At 60.8% G+C, this 16,228-nt stretch carries 15 protein-coding genes; 4 read left to right on the top strand and 11 right to left on the bottom strand.

Translation table 11 applies throughout. The features are described from left to right. Positions 1-24 precede the first annotated feature (24 nt). From AC0L2V_RS08090 to AC0L2V_RS08100, 3 genes are all read right to left on the bottom strand, one after another. Complete coding sequence (locus AC0L2V_RS08090; RefSeq protein WP_473519851.1) at positions 25-2,175, bottom strand: GDSL-type esterase/lipase family protein; 2,151 nt, start codon at positions 2,173-2,175, stop codon at positions 25-27. Then, complete coding sequence (locus AC0L2V_RS08095) at positions 2,172-2,582, bottom strand: hypothetical protein (RefSeq protein ID WP_473509673.1); 411 nt, start codon at positions 2,580-2,582, stop codon at positions 2,172-2,174. Before AC0L2V_RS08095 ends, AC0L2V_RS08090 begins: the two co-directional genes overlap by 4 nt. A gap of 531 nt (positions 2,583-3,113) precedes the next feature. Continuing rightward, positions 3,114-3,518 carry a hypothetical protein gene (locus AC0L2V_RS08100; RefSeq protein ID WP_473509675.1) on the bottom strand — a complete coding sequence of 135 codons (405 nt, stop codon included), beginning with the start codon at positions 3,516-3,518 and terminating at the stop codon, positions 3,114-3,116. Here AC0L2V_RS08100 and AC0L2V_RS08105 point away from each other — a divergent pair. Then, positions 3,498-4,781: a hypothetical protein gene (locus tag AC0L2V_RS08105; protein ID WP_473519852.1), complete on the top strand. Its 1,284-nt coding sequence runs from the start codon at positions 3,498-3,500 to the stop codon at positions 4,779-4,781. The two genes, AC0L2V_RS08100 and AC0L2V_RS08105, sit on opposite strands and share 21 nt — an antisense overlap. A gap of 402 nt (positions 4,782-5,183) precedes the next feature. Beyond that, complete coding sequence (locus AC0L2V_RS08110) at positions 5,184-6,527, top strand: SGNH/GDSL hydrolase family protein (RefSeq protein ID WP_473519853.1); 1,344 nt, start codon at positions 5,184-5,186, stop codon at positions 6,525-6,527. 65 nt (positions 6,528-6,592) lie between these two features. Here the strand turns inward: AC0L2V_RS08110 and AC0L2V_RS08115 are convergent, their stop codons facing one another. Then, the gene (locus AC0L2V_RS08115; protein WP_473509680.1) at positions 6,593-7,633 is read right to left on the bottom strand and encodes an EscU/YscU/HrcU family type III secretion system export apparatus switch protein; all 1,041 of its coding nucleotides are present in this window, start codon (positions 7,631-7,633) and stop codon (positions 6,593-6,595) included. Positions 7,634-7,717: 84 nt separating this feature from the next. On the opposite strand from AC0L2V_RS08115, the gene AC0L2V_RS08120 reads away from it, so the two are divergent. Continuing rightward, complete coding sequence (locus AC0L2V_RS08120; RefSeq protein ID WP_473519854.1) at positions 7,718-8,521, top strand: tetratricopeptide repeat protein; 804 nt, start codon at positions 7,718-7,720, stop codon at positions 8,519-8,521. A 493-nt stretch (positions 8,522-9,014) separates the two neighbouring features. On the opposite strand, the gene AC0L2V_RS08125 is transcribed toward AC0L2V_RS08120, so the two are convergent. The 7 genes from AC0L2V_RS08125 to AC0L2V_RS08155 all read right to left on the bottom strand — a co-directional run bounded on the left by AC0L2V_RS08125 (position 9,015) and on the right by AC0L2V_RS08155 (position 15,086). Continuing rightward, a complete protein-coding gene (locus AC0L2V_RS08125; protein ID WP_473509684.1) occupies positions 9,015-9,464 on the bottom strand; it encodes a hypothetical protein in 450 nt (149 codons plus the stop codon). 13 nt (positions 9,465-9,477) lie between these two features. Next, a complete protein-coding gene (locus tag AC0L2V_RS08130; RefSeq protein ID WP_473509686.1) occupies positions 9,478-10,827 on the bottom strand; it encodes a type II and III secretion system protein family protein in 1,350 nt (449 codons plus the stop codon). Between the two features lie 57 nt (positions 10,828-10,884). Next, positions 10,885-13,047 carry a type III secretion system export apparatus subunit SctV gene (gene sctV, locus AC0L2V_RS08135; RefSeq protein WP_473509688.1) on the bottom strand — a complete coding sequence of 721 codons (2,163 nt, stop codon included), beginning with the start codon at positions 13,045-13,047 and terminating at the stop codon, positions 10,885-10,887. Beyond that, positions 13,044-13,355: a tetratricopeptide repeat protein gene (locus AC0L2V_RS08140; RefSeq protein ID WP_473509690.1), complete on the bottom strand. Its 312-nt coding sequence runs from the start codon at positions 13,353-13,355 to the stop codon at positions 13,044-13,046. The genes sctV and AC0L2V_RS08140 overlap by 4 nt, the downstream gene beginning before the upstream one ends. 17 nt (positions 13,356-13,372) lie before the next feature. Further along, positions 13,373-13,771 carry a hypothetical protein gene (locus AC0L2V_RS08145; protein ID WP_091590145.1) on the bottom strand — a complete coding sequence of 133 codons (399 nt, stop codon included), beginning with the start codon at positions 13,769-13,771 and terminating at the stop codon, positions 13,373-13,375. A gap of 38 nt (positions 13,772-13,809) precedes the next feature. After that, positions 13,810-14,784 carry a SctD/MshK family protein gene (locus tag AC0L2V_RS08150; protein ID WP_473509694.1) on the bottom strand — a complete coding sequence of 325 codons (975 nt, stop codon included), beginning with the start codon at positions 14,782-14,784 and terminating at the stop codon, positions 13,810-13,812. A gap of 119 nt (positions 14,785-14,903) precedes the next feature. Then, positions 14,904-15,086, bottom strand: coding sequence for a hypothetical protein (locus AC0L2V_RS08155; RefSeq protein WP_135901656.1), 183 nt, complete (start codon positions 15,084-15,086; stop codon positions 14,904-14,906). A 211-nt stretch (positions 15,087-15,297) separates the two neighbouring features. On the opposite strand from AC0L2V_RS08155, the gene AC0L2V_RS08160 reads away from it, so the two are divergent. Beyond that, positions 15,298-16,158 carry a MurR/RpiR family transcriptional regulator gene (locus AC0L2V_RS08160; RefSeq protein ID WP_473519855.1) on the top strand — a complete coding sequence of 287 codons (861 nt, stop codon included), beginning with the start codon at positions 15,298-15,300 and terminating at the stop codon, positions 16,156-16,158. The last annotated feature ends 70 nt before the right edge of the window (positions 16,159-16,228 follow it).

Here is a 16,228-nt window from a genome sequence, read left to right on the forward strand (position 1 = left end):
GACATCGCGTCGGCAGATGCCGCTCTACACGAAGAGAAAATCGCTGTTCGAGATGCTTGCGACGAGGACACCGTTTAGCGAAAGCGTGTCACTGTCGGAGAAGACGATCAGCGTGTCGCTCCCGACCTGCCGGAGTTCGCTATATCTTTGGTATCCTGAAATCTCCAGGAGATCATCGCCGGAAAGGTCGAAGTCGGCGATGGTGTCGTGGCCATGGCCGGCGGCGAAGACGAAGCTGTCGTTTCCCGTTCCGCCGGTGAGGATATCGGTGCCAAGACCACCGACGAGCCGGTCCGACCCGCCGCGGCCGTCCAGCCGATCTGCGCCGCCGAGGCCTTCGAGCGTGTTGGCTGCGCCGTTGCCGACCATGGTGTTGGCGAGTTCGTTGCCTTTTGCCGCCAGATTGGCAGCCGACCTCAGGAAGAGGTTTTCGACGTTGTCGGCCAGGGTCCAGTTTATATAAGCATGCGTCTCGTCGAAGCCGCCATTGTTCTCTTCGATGGTTTTGTCACCGGCATTGTCGACATGGAAGACGTCATCACCCGCGCCGCCGACAAGCGTGTCGGCGCCCGCTTTTCCGTTCAAGATATCGCTGCCGCCCATTCCATAAATGACGTCCGCACCGGGACCGCCGGTAAGCGTATTGTTGCCGTCGTTGCCTACGATTGACCCCGGCGGCGGCTCGTCGAGTGGATCGATCCAGACGAAATCCGCACTGCTCAAGGAGGCGCTGGTCACGCCTTTGAGGAGAACAGTGTCACTGTCGGAGAAGACGACCAGCGTGTCGCTCCCGACCTGCCGGAGTTCGCTATATCTTTGGTATCCTGAAATCTCCAGGAGATCATCGCCGGAAAGGTCGAAGTCGGCGATGGTGTCGTGGCCATGGCCGGCGGCGAAGACGAAGCTGTCGTTTCCCGTTCCGCCGGTGAGGATATCGGTGCCAAGACCACCGACGAGCCGGTCCGACCCGCCGCGGCCGTCCAGCCGATCTGCGCCGCCGAGGCCTTCGAGCGTGTTCGCTGCGCCGTTGCCCACCATGGTGTTGGCGAGTTCGTTGCCTTTTCCCGCCAGATTGGCAGACGACCTCAGGAAGAGGTTTTCGACGTTGTCGGCCAGGGTCCAGTTTGTATAAGCATGCGTCTCGTCGACGCCGCCATTGGTCGCCTCGATGGTTTTGTCACCGGCATTGTCGACATAGTAGACGTCATTACCCGTGCCGCCGACAAGCGTGTCGGCGCCGACCCCGCCGATGAGTTGGTCGGAGCCGCCGCGGCCCTCCAGCAAATCATCGCCAGCCAGCCCATCCAGCACATTGGCTCCCTCGTTTCCGCCGAGTTGGTCGGCAAAGGAAGAGCCTGTAAGATTTTCGATGCTGGTGAAGGTGTCGCGGTCGCTTCCGATACCGGTCCCGTCCAGGCCGAGATGTTGTTCCAGGGCGGCCATCCAATGTGAGGCGATTTTTGCATAGCCCCCGGCAGTCGGATGCAGCCCGCTGTCAAGCGGCGGCGCGGTGATGTCATCCGGTGTCAGATCACGCATGTCGACAAAGGCGATCTTGTGCCCCTGGGCGGCCAGTTCAGAGATCAGACCGGGCATTGCATCATTATACGCATCGACACGGTCTGCACGCGCTTGCGACTGTTGGCCGACGCGAACGGGAGGCAAGGATCCGACGAAGACGGTCAAGGCGGGATCGCTGGAGGTCAGGCTGAGCAAAAGGCTGCGCAAATCCTGCAGCATCGTTGGTACGCTGTCGGTCGAGCTGTCATTTGTTCCGGCAATCAGCAGGACGGCGTCGGGTTTCGTAGCGGCCACAACATCGTTGTCGATGCCGTTCAGTTGATTGAGCGTCCAGTTGCGGTGACCCTCGTGATCCCGATCGCCCATGCTGGCGGGTCCGTTGGACGAGGAACCGACGAAGTCGATCTTCACATTGAGTGCCGCCAACTGTTCCAGCATGAACTTCCGATACCCGCCGCTTTCGGTATCGGAAGAGCTCGCGATCACTCCATAGGTAATGGAATCGCCCAGCGGCAGTATCGACAGCACCTTGTAAGCATGGCCGGAAGCCAAATCGGCGATGACTCCACGGGACGAAGCGCCGTAGTTGACTGCGTCCGAACCGGCACCGCCGATGAAAGCGTCCGGACGGCTGCTGTCATAGAACACCGTCATGGTATTTTCTCCCCCTGGCAAAGCTGCTCACGGGCATGACCGCCTGGGCCGCAGCAGAAAGGCTCGAGATCGTCATAGCTGGTCGGCCGGTCGAGACCGATGCCGTAGAGGCCTTTCAGCCTGAACTCGTAAGCAAGCAACCGCGGCGTCTGCCCGAACCAGCTGTTGGTGCCGCCGACCAGGCCGATCGTGCAATTGCCGGCGTCCTCGTCCCGGATATTGCTGTTTGCGCCGCGTTCGAGCTGCCGATCATCCGTGTTGTGGCGTCCCCATTCGAGGGCGAGAACACGAGCTTTCCTCCGCCCGACGAACTGGTGCAGGAAAAAGGCTGAATCGAAACCAGCGCCGATCGCGATGACACCATGGTGCTCGTCGGCGACCTGTTTGGCCCGGGTGTCGAGTACCATTGTCCATGGCCTCTTCAGCCACTGACCCTGCACCTGACGCCGATGCGATCGGTTTTCTGCAGGTCAGCGAGACAAATTCAATGTTGCATCGCACTCTTAGGCACTGCAACATAATATTTGCCACTACTTTGGGTAGATTGGCAACATTTTTTTGAGCCTGCAATACCCTGGCTCGACACCGGGCACGGTGACGCGGGCGGCGATCGCTGTTGCTGTTGTTGTACCAAATTGCGACAGGTCGGCAATTTAACGCGGGCATTTATCGGTAATTGGCACAAATTGCGCGCGCGCATTGAGCCAGGGGCATCTTGAACTTTCGTCGTTGCCTGTGCGTTTAGGTTGTAGTACGCATCCTGTTGCAGTGCAGCAATATCCGGCGGCAACGTGCGGCGTGAGGGCTCATCCCGTCCCCCGGAAGGTGAGCACCGAAAACCGAACAGGTGAGGCGAAAATTCCGGAAGACGGGAGAAGCATGGGATGAGCATCGGAGCGGGCAGCGCCCGGCGTTGGCCGTCAGTCGGCATCGAGCGTTCACCCGTTGAGCGTTATGTCCTTGCAGCCCTTCTTTTTTTCCCGTTCCTGTGCGGGGTCGTTCCGATCCTGTTGTACGAGAAGGCGGCGTCCCGCGTGGCGTGGCACGATCCTGCCCTCGCCACGGTCAGCGCCATCGGGTTGGCTCTGCTTTGCTGCCTTTTTGCATTCGTGCGCTATCCCGCCGAGGCGCGGGCTGCGCGCATCATCGTGGTCGGCCTGGCGATAACGCTGGGCCTCTTCAGCTTCGGGCTTGGAGACGAACTCGGCATTGCCGACGCGGCTCGCGCCGACGCGTTGGGCAATGCACTCACATATGGTCGCCTGATCGCGCTTGCGGCGGCGCTTCTTTCGATCCTGCGGCCATCCTTTGCCATTTTCCCGATGGTCTATTTCGCCTTTCACAAGGATGTCACACGGGCAGTTTCCGATGCTGCGGAACTGGGCCGCAACGACTATGCGCCGTTGATTGAGGTCGGTCTCTTCCTGGCCTGTGGCCTGTTGGGCCTTGGTCTGCTGCAGAGCTTGAGCCGGCTGAAGCCCTTCACCAGGAACCTGCCCAGCCTTGACGAACTCGGAACCAGGAATTTCGCGGCCCAGGCTGCCGGAATACTGCTGCTGGCCGGGATCGGCGCCCATTTTGGCAACTACTTCATGTCCGGGATGGCCAAGGTCACGCTTGACGGAGGGCCGTTGAGCTGGATCCTCGAGAACCCGACCAGTTCCATCATGCTGGCCGGGTACGGCTTAGGCGCGGCCCCGTTGGGCTTTTCCGAATCGCTGCTCGCGCATGCCTATGAAGCAGTCAGGGCGGTCCAGATTCCGATGAATGTCGTTATCCTTGCTGCGCAGCTTCTATGCTTTCTCGCTTTTTTGCGCCGGCGGTGGCTCATCGGACTGACCGCATTCTTCGATATCATGCATATCGGGATCTTCCTTCTGAGCGGCGCCCTTTTTCTGCACTGGATCATCTTGAACAGTCTGATCGTCGCGGCTCTGACGAGAATGAAGGAAAGTTCGTTTTCCACGACTGCCATCGTAACCGGGATTGTTGTCACCATTTTCGGCGACGCGGTCTTTTATAACGCGCGGCTCGGCTGGTACGATTCAAGGCAAATCCGGCAAGCACATTTCGAGGCGCTGACGAAAGAAGGTGACTGGGTGCGGGTCGCACCGAGCTTTTTCCGCGACGCCTCCTATCTGCTCTATGCCCGTCACTTCGGCTATCAGGAATATCGTCGTGAATCCGGCCACGTTCCGACCTCAGCCTGGGGCCAGATCGGGATCAGGAACGTGGGGCCGAAGTCGTCGGAAATTGCCTCGTCCAACTACGAGATCATGAAGCTTACGAACGAGTGCGCCTATCCAGTCGAACAGCCGATCACGCCGCCTGACTACGATGCGGCCCGCCCGGCGCCGTTTATTCTTGGCCAGCACAATCGCGCCGTGAACCTGGCGAGCTCGGCTGTTGCGGTCGGTTATAACTTCTATCCACACCATCATTATTCCATGCCGTTCCTGCACCGCGCTTTTGAGGCGCTGGAGCCTCGCGACATTGTTGCGTATCGATACCTGGTCGATACCGTCTGCCTCGATGTGGCGGATGGCAAGGTCGTGCGGCGGGTCATGACCCAGACATTGGGCCCCAGGATCGATGTCCGCCAGTGAATCCGGCGAGGGCGCTGCGATGGTTGCCGCCGACCGATCTCCTCCTGCCAATTTCAAGGGTTTGCAATTAGCCACAAGCCACCACGTCTTCGTCATCCCAGGGTCTGCGCCGCGTCGCTTCGCTCCTTGCTTTGCCCTGGGATGACGAAGGGAGGGATGTTTCAGCCAATCCTAGAGGTTTGCGATTTGCCACTGAAATTGGCTGAGAGAATTGTCGACGGTCGCTGCCGATCGGCCCAACTGTCAAAATTACTGTCCAGAGGAACTAGTTTCCACGCTCGCAAATCCTTGCTCCTGACGCTGGTCCAAAATTGCCACGGAAGTCGAATTTCATTCCCTAGGCAGCCCGTCATAATGAGCCCGGCGGCGGCATTACCAGCATGTCTCGAGGAGGAGATAAAAATGCGGCTCAACAGGCCTTTGGTTTTCACGGATAAGGTTTCATCGGAGCTTTCTACCGCCGCAGGGAGGAAACGGCGTCGACGTCAGATCATCCTGATATGTGCAGCTGCGGCGGCCGGTTCCGCGATTGCAGGTTTTTCGGCACAAGGCGCCGAAGAGGCAGCCTGGATCACCACTTGGGCTGCCGCACCTGCTCCGCGCTGGTCGGATGATCTTCCTGCGCCTTTCGGAGTGCCGGAGGTATTGGAGAACCAGACCGTCCGCCAGGTCGCCCGCATCAGCGTTGGCGGCAATAGCGTGCGGGTCGTGCTGTCGAATGCTTTCGGCGAAAAGCCGCTGACCATCGGCGCCGGCAGCGTCGCAATAGCAGGCAAGGGCGGCAAGGTCGATCAGGCGACCTTGAAGCCTCTGACCTGGGGCGGCAATAGTTCTGTGGTCGTTCCGCCGGGAGCTCCGATTCTCAGCGACCCCATCGCTCTCTCGGCAGAAGCGCTTTCCGAAATCTCGGTCAGCATTTTCCTGCCGAAGAAGACGGCGTTGTCGTCGGTGCATTGGGATGGCGTGCAAACCGCCTACATCTCCGGCCCGGGCAATTTCGCAAACGACGCGGCATTCAAGGCTGACAGCACACTCAAATCACGCCTGTTTCTGAGCGACATTTGGGTTGATGCCGCGCCGGAATCCCAGGCGGTCGTGTTTTTCGGGGATTCCATCACCGATGGGAATTGCTCGACCCCCGACGCCAACAATCGCTGGCCAGACCATATCGCCAAGCGATTGCAGGAGGCCAACCGCGAGGTCGCGGTGGTCAACGAAGCCTTTTCGGGCAATCGCGTGTTGACCGACGGTATGGGTGTCAATGCCTTGGGACGTTTCGATTCTGATATACTGAGCCATCCCAAAGTCTCGACCGTCGTCCTTATGATGGGCATCAACGATATCGGCTGGCCCGGCGAAAATGCAATCACGCCGGACGACAAGGAACCGACGGCGCAAGACATCATCACCGGATACAAACAACTCATCGATCGCGCGCACGCCCATGGCATACGCATTGTCGGCGCGACGTTGACCCCCTTCGCCGAAACCTTCAAAGGACTTCCCACCGAGGGTTACTACACGCCCGAGAAAGAAAAGATTCGCGTCGCGGTGAACGAATGGATCCGCACCGGCGGCGGCTTCGATGGCGTGGTCGACTTCGATAAGGTGATGGAAGACCCGGCCAAGCCGGGGTATCTGCGCGACGACTACGACTGCGGCGATAACCTCCATCCCAACGACGCGGGATACAAGGCAATGGCAGACGCGGTCGATCTCGACGTCCTGTTGGGTTCAGCCAAGTAGTCGGCTGTCGCTGCTGACCTTGCCGCGCTGCTCAGGCATTGCGGCAAGGTCGGTTCGCGCATGGCTCAAGTGAGCCCGAGCCGGACAAGATGGCGTACGACCGGTGGGAACATCTCCTGGCCGATGTAAGCTCCGGTGTTCGTATTTTCGAAGAGTGGGCCGGCGACGGCCGCATCCTCGATCACCGGAATACCTGCCTGGCGTGCTTGAGCCGTCATCTCGTCAGCCGCTCGGCCCTGGCCCTTGCCGACGACCGTCGGCACCGGCGTTTCACCCCTGACGTAACGCAATGCCACTGAGCGGTCACCGGACACGAAAACGATGACCGCGTTTTTCACGCCCAGCTTCGCCGGTTGCATCACGGCCTCACGCCGCTGTCGCTGCTGTTCATGTCGAATCAACGGATCGCCTTCGAGGTCCTTGTTTTCGCGCTTGTATTCGGTTGTCGTCATGCGCATGTCGCGCAGGAACAGCCAGCGCTGAATAGGAACATCGATCACGCCGATGACGACAAAGGCCAGGGCGGCGGCAATTCCAAGCGGTGTCAGCACCGCTTTGATAATTGGCTCCAGGCATGACGGAGCGCATCCCGGTGCATCGAAGAGCGGCTGCAGCCACGCGATCAAAAGGAAAGCGAACAGGCCGGCCAGCAACACCACCTTGGCCAGGCCTTTGGTGAACTCGACGACGTTGCGCAGCGACAGGATCTTCTGAAGACCCTTCGCCGGGTTTATGTGTTCGAATTGCGGCTTGAGCGGCTCAAACGAGAAGACCGGCCCGAACGTTCCCAGCATGCCGAAGACCACGGCGAGAACGACAACGATTCCGACCAGCGGCAAGGTGGCAAGCATCAGCAATGACAACGAATGGCGGATAGCCTGCAGGCTGACTTCAACGAACGAATCGCCGGGGGTGGTCACGGTCTGCACGAGTTCCGAAAGGTGCCCGAACAGCATCGGCCAGGCGAAATAAAGATAGCCAAGCGCTGCGAAAAGCGTGAAGCCGGAGGCCAGGTCGCGGCTCTGCGAAACCTGGCCTTTGCGACGAGCGTCGCGAAGCTTCTTGTCGGACGCCGGTAGTTTCTTTTCCTCAGCTTCTTCGGCCATGTTGCAATCTTATCGCACTGTTGTGGTTCCAGTCGGCCAGGGCCGTGTGTAAGGTGCGGCGGGCTTGAATACGGAGAGGTGGATATGCGGCTGCACATCGTGTTCTTGCCCGTCGTCGCCATGCTGGCGGTGACCGGTTGTCAGACGACCAAAACCGACACCGAGCAGGCAAAGGCACAGGGCCCGTCGTCGCAATCGGAGCGTCTGATCAAGCTTGCGGACGATATCCATGCGCAGGGAGACAGTGGCACCGCAATCGCGCTCTACCAGCGCGCGGCAGCGATGCCGGATGCCAAGCCGAGCGCCTTCGTCAAGGCGGGCGAGGCCTATATGCGAGCGGGCTATCCCGCCGAGGCGGCTAAAGCCTATCAGGCCGCGCTGGCAAAAGCGCCCAATGACGGAGGGGCAATGCTCGGGCTTGGCTCGGCGATGATGGAAACGGGCGATATCGATGCCGGCATGCGCGCGCTCGCGCAGGCCGCGCCGCTGGTCAACACCAGCAGCGCCTATATCAGGCTGGGCGTGGCGCAGACATTCGCCGGCCAGACGGCGGAGGCGCAGACCACTTTTGCTCAGGCGTTGAAACTTGCGCCGGGGGATCTCGACGTCGAGAGCAACATGGCGTTGGCCGCGGCGCTCGAAGGCAATTCCGCCACAGCACTGCCGCTGGTCCAGAAGATCTCCGCCGCACCCAATGCGCAGTTGCACCACAAGCGCAACGTCGTCGTGGTCTACGGACTTCTTGGCCAAGCCGACCAGGTCAGGGCCTCGCCGCCGATCGGCCTGGCGACCAAGGAGGTGAATACCTTGCTTGCGCGTGCCAGAACCATCCGGTCGAAGGGCAGCACACAGGCAAGGGCGAAAGCGCTCGGCTCTATCCTCGGCTAGAGCAATTCCAGGAAATGTGTGAAACGATTTTCCCGGGAAAAGCGCATAGCGCTTTCCCTGGGGAGTTGCGCCGAACCGCTCCATCTCCTTGTTTTTGCGTTTCTGTGAAAAGATGAACCGCTCTAGTGCCTCTGCACAGCGATTTTGACAGGTTGGGCCGATCGGCAGCGACCGTCGACAATTCCTCTCAGTCAATTTCAGTGGCAAATCGCAAACCTCTAGGATTGGCTGAAACATCCCTCCCTTCGTCATCCCAGGGTTGCGCCGCGTCGCTTCGCTCCTTGCTTCGCCCTGGGATGACGAAGACGTGGTGGCTTATGGCTAATCGCAAACCCTCGAGATTGGCAGGAGGAGATCGGTCGACGGCAACCATCACAGCCTCCTTCAGGCTCAGTCAAAGAACCAAACCCTCTGTGACGCGCAACCAAGCGGATAGCTGGTGCATGTCGCGACGCGAGGCGCTTTAGTCCACCGCGGGCAAGGCCGCATCGGCTCACTCGACTGGCAGCGTTGTTTGCGGCGTCGGCGGCCCGCTGTTGGCTCCACCGATCGGCGCCTCTTCGCCATTGAGGTAGCGCCGGGCGGCGTTTGCCGTCGGCGCCGCCGCCGCCGCCCCCATGCGCCGGCCCTCGACGAGGTCGCGCTGCCTTTCGGCCATGCGTTGAAGATTGTAGGCGTTGGCGCAGCCGGGCGGCAGGTGGGAGCCGACGCCGCGGACGATCGTCAGATCGGTCGCAGCCGCAGAACGGTCGTCATCGGCCGGTTCGTTCAGACATGCGTTGGGAGCAAGCACGGAGCCGCCGACGCCCTTCTCGGAACCGCCGGTGTCGGTCGACACATAGCTGTAGCCGGGAGAATAGTCCTGCGGCTGTTGCCGGATGTTGGCGCAGCCGACCACAAGCAGCACTGGAACAACTGAGCAAAAAGCGATGCGAAATGGCATGTCCGGTTCCCCGCTACTTGATGATCAGGCCCATCGCCGATGCGTCATTGGCGCGTTTCCTGTGGCGCTTGGCTGCCGGACGGTCGAGCGGTGTGGCGAGGCTGTCGCGCACCGGCTCGACCAGATAGGGCGTGATCAGGATCACCAATTCCGTCTCTTCGCGCTGGAAGCGCTGTGACTGAAAAAGCGGGCCAAGCACCGGCACATCGCCGAGAACCGGAAACTTTTCCAGATTACGCGAGGTCCGCTGCTGGAAAAGACCGGCGATCGCAAAGGTCTGGCCGCTCGCCACTTCGACCGTGGTGTCAGCCCTGCGCACGACGAAACTCGGCATGGCAAAGCCATTGGCGCTGACTGAGCCTGCTTCCGACAAGGAACTGACTTCCGGCTGAACATGGAGCGCAATGCGATCGCGGCCGATCAGCGTAGGGGTGAACCCGAGGGAAACGCCGAACGACTTGTATTGAACGGTAACGACGTCCGTTCCTTGCGGAATCGGAACCGGGATTTCGCCGCCGGCAAGAAAGCTCGCGGTCTGACCGGTCATCGCTGTCAGGTTCGGTTCGGCCAGTATCTTGACGACGCCGTTGCGTTGCAGCGCTTCGATGAGGATGTCGAAGTTGATGCCCTGCGCCTGGTCCATGCTCAAACCAAGATTGCCGGTGCCGGAGGGCACGCCATTGTCCTGGAACATGTTGAATTCAAAACCGCCGCTCCTGTACCCGACAGACCAGTCGACGCCGTACGACTGCAGCTCAGTGCGCGAGACTTCGGCGAAACGGACCCGGATGTTGACCTGCTGCGACCCCTGCACGGTCATGTTGTTCAGCGGCGGCTGTTCCGGCGGCGAGAACGTGCGGGCGATATTGTCGACATCCGTTGCCTCCTCGACGCCTCCTGCCTCGCCGGTCGCGACAATGCGGGTCCCGAAAATCGAGAGATTTGTCGCCGAGTTCGGCTGCATCGCGGCTTTCGCTTCGTTCGCAGGCGCGAGATCGGGGGTGACGCGGAACTGGGCCGTTGCCTCGACCCGCTCATCGGCCGTGATTGCAATGAGGTTGGTCAGGCCGGGCTTCAGGCCGAAGACATAGACCATCCCCGGCGACACGACCTGAAGGTCGGCGATCGTGGTGTCGGCGATCAGGACGGATTCGACGGGTTCATTGAAACGCAGCAGGCGTCCTTGCCCGACCGGCAGGTCGACCGTTGGCCGGCTCGGCAATGGCGACACATCCTGTGCCGTCGCGTCGGCATATGTGAACAAGAACGCCAGCAAGACGCCAACCGTCGCGATAGCGAGCCAGCGCATCCGCCCGGCGAAAGTGGCGGATCGAACGCCTGCTGCGGTATCGTGAATTGTCATGCCGTTCCCCTGTTGAGCATGTAGTTCCCCCAATTGTCCCAATCCGCCCGGCTGGCATCATGAGGCTGCCTCTTGTCCGGCTTTCGCCTCAGCCGATGGCAGCGACCGAGAGACGTTGCGTGCCATGCCCGAGCGGCCGGATATCGTGGCCAATGGCTGGACGTTGAATTCCTGTGCGAGTTCCCCGAAGGACAGGACCGGAAGTTCGATGGCATTGTGCGTGAGCAGGCTCCGCATATGACGGCGTACATCCATCGCCGCGAGGACGACCGGTGAGACATCGGTGGCGTTCTGCGACAAGGCTCGTTCGATTTCGGCGATCAATGCCTGTGCATCGTCATCCGAAAGGTTCAGGAACGTGCCGGTCGATGTGCTTTGCACCGCGTTTCGCAGGATATCCTCGGCCGAGCGCTGCAGAACATAGGCTGCGATGATGTTATTGCGGCCAGCGAAGCGGAAGCTGATCTGGCGTTTCAAGGACGTGCGGATATATTCCGTAAGCAGAACGACGTCTTGTTCGCGTTGACCCCATTCGATCAGCGCTTCGAGGATCAGGCGCAGGTTGCGGATCGGCACGTTTTCGCCGACAAGTCGCCGAAGCACCTCGGCGATTTTCTGCAGCGGCACGATCTCCTGCGCCTGTCTGACCAGATCCGCATAGTCCGGCTCCATGTCCGACAGCAGCCTGCGCGTTTCCTGGATCCCGACGAAATGGCCGGCATAGAGCCGAAGTGCATTTCCGGTCCATTTGGCCGCTGTTTGCGCTGGCGTGGAGAAGACGAAGCCGGCTTCCTTCAACGCCGAAAGGTGGCGATCGTCGACCCACATGAATTTGCGGTGACCGGCAATCGGAGAACCCTTTTCGTAAGTCACATCGAGCAGATCGAGATGCGTTGGGTCCGCTTCGACAAGAACGCGGTCGGCGGGGATTTCGGCATCCAGGATAGGTGCGCCCTCCAGATCGATGCGCATGCTTCTCGCTGAAAGCTTCTCGTCGACCTGCAGGCCGATGGCCGGAACGTCGACACCGAGATCGCCGAAAAGCTCGCGGCGCACGCCATCAGCGAGCGTGGCGAATTCGGGTTCCGGGACCGAGCGTCCGAGTTCGGTTCCGAAGCGCACGACGATGCGGGATGAAGAAGGCAGTGCAGCCACGGACGTTGATGAAAGCGACGCCGGTTTTCCAGCTTGTTCGGCCACCGCGGTCTGGTCGATATCCCTAAATTCGGCTTCCCGCGCGGTGCGGCGGTTGATGGCATAGGCGCCCGCGCCGAAGCAGGCACCAAGGATCAGGAACACAAGGGGCGGAAAGCCCGGCACTACGGCAAGGCCGATCATGATCACCGCGGCGAGTGCGAGCGCACGGGGGTCGCGCAGCAGCTGGCTGGTAATTTGCTTGCCAAGGTCGCTCGTGCCGTCCGAGCTGCCGACGCGCGTCACCATCGTGCCGGCGGCCACAGCGACAAGCAGTGCCGGTATCTGCGCGATCAGCCCGTCACCCACCGTGAGCAGTGAGTAGGTCACGGCGGCGTCGCCCAGCGACATATCGTGCTGCAGCGTTCCGATCGCGAAACCTCCGATCAGGTTGACCAGAATGATGACAATGCCGGCGATGACGTCGCCCTTGACGAATTTCATGGCACCATCCATCGCGCCGAACAGCTGGCTCTCACGCTCAAGCTGCTGGCGCAGCCGGCGTGCCTCCGCCTGATCGATGTCTCCGTTGCGCAACTCCGCATCGATGCTCATCTGCTTGCCGGGCAGGGCATCGAGCGTGAAGCGCGCGGCAACTTCGGCAACGCGTTCCGCACCCCGCGCAACCACGATGAACTGCGCAACGGTGATGATCAGAAAGATCACCAGGCCCACGGCAATACTGCCGCCGACGACGAAGCTACCGAAGGCGGAAACGATCTCGCCTGCGTCGGCCTGGAGCAGGATCAGTCGCGTGGTCGTGATCGTGATCGCCAGCCGGAACAAGGTGGCGATGAGGATGACCGATGGCAGCGACGAGAACTGGAGCGGATGAGAAACGTAAAACGAAGCCAGCAGGATAAGCACGCTGACGGCGATATTGGCGGTGATGAGAATGTCGACGAGGAAGGTCGGCAATGGAATGAGCATCATCACCACTGCAACGAGCATCAGGATGGCAATGACCAGATCGCTGCGGCGTGACAGCTTGGCAAGAAAGTGCAGAAGGCGCTCCGATACCGTCATTCGGCGGCTCGATGCGACAGGAAGCTCCGCAAGGCATTGTGCGCCTCGGCCTTGCGGCCGGCCACAAGCAACGCCCGGCTCTTCAGCAACGCCAGCGTCGGATGGTCCATTCCCTCCAGCGTCTCCAGCCTGGCAATGGTGGTAAGCGCCTTGTCCGCTTCGCCATCGAGTATGAGCAGATGCGCCAGCGTGCGCAGAACGCCGGCATTTCCCGGCGACAGCTGCGCCGCGATAAGCAGATATGCCGCGCCCCGCTTTGCCTGCCCGTGACACCCGTAGAGATAGCCCAGGACATGCAGCAGATGCACTGTGTCATCCGGATCAGTCAGGTTTCGATTCCTTCCTGTATCCGGCCAAGCAGATCGCGATGACGCTCGATTTCATCCTCCATCAGCGTTCTGGCAAGTGTCTTGAGTGGCTCGCCTCCCTCAAGGCCGGCAACCAGATGCGTTACAAAATGCTGGAGAATGGGTACCGAGCGACGCAGGATTGCAGGCTCGGGAATATTCGGCATGACGAAGTTGATGAGCGCCTCGTCGAGCGATTCGCCCGCCGTACCCCGAGAGGACTGGAATTCCGCGGTTCCTGGCTTTTCCGTGCCAGCGGCCGATGTCGTCCCCGGGGCCCGGCTTGCGGCCTTGTCGACGCCATTCATCCGCCGACGGTTGATTGCCTGACCGCGCACGCCTTCCGCCTGCCGCACCTCGCGGCCGGTTGTGTCCATCCTTGCCGTATCGAATCGCGGCCCTTCAAGCCGGCGGTTCACGGATATTTCAGCGCGACCGTGGCGCCGCCCTTCGTCAGGAGAAGTTCCGTCTCGCCAATGCGCTTGATGGTCCAGCCGTCATTGGTGAATGCGCCTTCATGATAGCGTGCGCCGTCGGTGGCGATGACATAGGGCCGCTCGCCATACCAGATCGCCTGCAGCCTCAGGCGCGGAGCCTGCTCGGCGTTGCCGACCATGACATTGGAGGCGAGGGTGATGTGCGCGCCGAACGCCTGGTCGAACCAGGATTGCGTTTCGGTCCAGGCAGCATTCTTGTCATTGGCGATCATGCCCGAGACCACGAGCCGTCCAGGTGATTGCTGAACGGTCAATGTGCTGATGCCAGATTGCTCGAGGCGCAGCTTGAGCTGGCGTTCCGCGTCGGCGGCGCTGAGTGTCGGCGATGAATCGTCCAGGACACTCTGCGCGGCCTCGCCGGCGAAGGCCACTGTGATCGGTTTATCGGATAGCTTTTTGCCAATGTCCGGCTCGGCGAAGGAGAATCCATTGGCGGCGACGGAAACAGCGAAGACAGCAAAGAGAACGCTGCCCGCAACCAGCAGGGGGCGATTGGAAACAGACCAGCGATTCGGCGGGCGTTCCGGGTTGACCAGCCGGATATGGGCATCGCCGATGCTTATCGACAGCGGCAGCTTGCAGCGGCGGCCCTGGCCTTCACGGATGGTCTCGCCGGTGGCGAGCGTGACATCGCCGCCGACGGCTTCGATTTCAATCTGACTGCCCTTGCGCCGCAACCTTGCGTGGACCGGCGCGATGCCGGCGTCCCTGAGGACTATTTCGGACTCCGTGCTTGAGCCGACCGTATACAGAGGCTCCACCAGGCTGAGTTGGGCGCCCGCGTGAAATCCGTGCGTTACGCTGAGCGCAACGGAATGTCGCGATGCCGGGGTGCGGCCGTTAGCCCAATCTTTGCCGCTAGCCCAATCTTTGCCGTTAGAATGAGCGGTCATGCCACTTCATCTCCCGCTGATGACAATTCAGACGCAGCCTGACAACGGCATCGAAACGTTCGTGCCGTGGACGTGCGCCGCCGGATGCTTGCGGCGGCGCATGGTTCGAGAATCCCGTCTTAGGCCTTTTCAGCCGACTGGCCGAGCGTCTTGGCGGTGCTCATCAGCATGTCATGTTGGGACTTCGCGATCTCTTTTGTGATCTCGAGGCCAAACATGCGCTCCTGATGCTTGATCATCTTGTCCAGGTTCTGTTCCGGTGACCCGGCAGAGCCGGACGTAATGGGAGGGGTAGCAGCCATCAATTGTCTCCTTGAGGGATCATTCAAGTTTCAAACTCCGGAATCACGTCGACGCCGGCAGGTTGCGACACCAGCTTAGGGCAGCATGATCGAAATTGAAAGTCCACTTGGAATATATGAACCAGTTCGGTTCCAACTGTTGCATTGCCACCATAGGAGGAGTAACCTGCCATCGGGGGAAATGGGGTATGGCAGAATGGAACAAGGTCCTTTGGCGGAGCTGTTGGTCGAGCGCTTCGAGAATATGCCGCCGCAACTGCGGGTGGCGGCGCGTTTCGTGCTGGATCATCCTAAGGATGTCGCACTGATGTCGATGCGCGAGCAGGCGCACCAGGCCGGCGTTTCGCACAGCACGATGATGCGGTTGGCGCGATGGCTTGGCCTTGAAGGCTACGAGGATATGCGCAGCCTTTATGCGCGCGCGCTGCGTGAGACAGGCGCCGGTGAGCCGGCGCGACACGGTGCCGACCAGGGTGGCGTTCCCGGATATTCGACTGCAGGGGTCGTCGCCGACACGCTCGCTGCGCAGGTCTCAAGTCTGGGTGAGTACGGCAATGCCTCGCAATTCATCGCCGCCGCCGACCTCCTTGCACGGTCACGCAATCTGTTTGGTCTCGGCTCGCGCTCCTTCTATCCGGTCGCCAGCCACTTCGTTCACATCATGTCGTTTCTGGCCGGCGGCGACCGCAAGGTGACGCTTGTCGGCGAGATCGGCGGACATGGTCTGGATGCCTTGCAGGGGGCGGGGCGCGGCGACGTGCTCCTTGCTGTCGGGATGTCGCCTTATGAACGCATGACGATCGACGTGGCGCGCCAGTCGGCCAGGCAGGGTGTCGGCGTGGTGGCAATCACCGATAGCAGCGTGTCGCCGCTGGCCCGCATCGCGCGCGAGACCATCATCGTTACGGCAAATTCGCAGTCGTTCTTTCGCAGCATGGCGCCGGCGTTCGCCGCCGTCGAGATTCTGGCGGCGCTTACGGCTGCGCAGTCTGAAGTGAATGCTGCAGAACGAGTAAGAAAGTCGGAAGAGCAACTCGCTGCTTTCGGCATTTATTGGAAGCCGCCCCGTTAGGAAACAGGGCTTCCACCGTCGGGCGCGGGGGCGTTGACGGCAGGCAGACTGCCTGAACCAGGACTGGACC

The sequence above is a fragment of the Mesorhizobium sp. WSM4814 genome (assembly GCF_055811595.1).

Excerpts from the sequence above, each read along its gene's own strand:
- AC0L2V_RS08155 (WP_135901656.1), bottom strand. The coding sequence starts at position 15,086 with ATGGCTGCTACCCCTCCCATTACGTCCGGCTCTGCCGGGTCACCGGAA.
- AC0L2V_RS08105 (WP_473519852.1), top strand. The coding sequence starts at position 3,498 with ATGGTCTATTTCGCCTTTCACAAGGATGTCACACGGGCAGTTTCCGAT.
- AC0L2V_RS08125 (WP_473509684.1), bottom strand. The coding sequence starts at position 9,464 with ATGCCATTTCGCATCGCTTTTTGCTCAGTTGTTCCAGTGCTGCTTGTG.
- sctV (WP_473509688.1), bottom strand. The coding sequence starts at position 13,047 with ATGACGGTATCGGAGCGCCTTCTGCACTTTCTTGCCAAGCTGTCACGC.
- AC0L2V_RS08090 (WP_473519851.1), bottom strand. The coding sequence starts at position 2,175 with ATGACGGTGTTCTATGACAGCAGCCGTCCGGACGCTTTCATCGGCGGT.
- AC0L2V_RS08120 (WP_473519854.1), top strand. The coding sequence starts at position 7,718 with ATGCGGCTGCACATCGTGTTCTTGCCCGTCGTCGCCATGCTGGCGGTG.
- AC0L2V_RS08095 (WP_473509673.1), bottom strand. The coding sequence starts at position 2,582 with ATGGTACTCGACACCCGGGCCAAACAGGTCGCCGACGAGCACCATGGT.
- AC0L2V_RS08115 (WP_473509680.1), bottom strand. The coding sequence starts at position 7,633 with ATGGCCGAAGAAGCTGAGGAAAAGAAACTACCGGCGTCCGACAAGAAG.
- AC0L2V_RS08130 (WP_473509686.1), bottom strand. The coding sequence starts at position 10,827 with ATGACAATTCACGATACCGCAGCAGGCGTTCGATCCGCCACTTTCGCC.
- AC0L2V_RS08145 (WP_091590145.1), bottom strand. The coding sequence starts at position 13,771 with ATGGACACAACCGGCCGCGAGGTGCGGCAGGCGGAAGGCGTGCGCGGT.
- AC0L2V_RS08150 (WP_473509694.1), bottom strand. The coding sequence starts at position 14,784 with ATGACCGCTCATTCTAACGGCAAAGATTGGGCTAGCGGCAAAGATTGG.
- AC0L2V_RS08110 (WP_473519853.1), top strand. The coding sequence starts at position 5,184 with ATGCGGCTCAACAGGCCTTTGGTTTTCACGGATAAGGTTTCATCGGAG.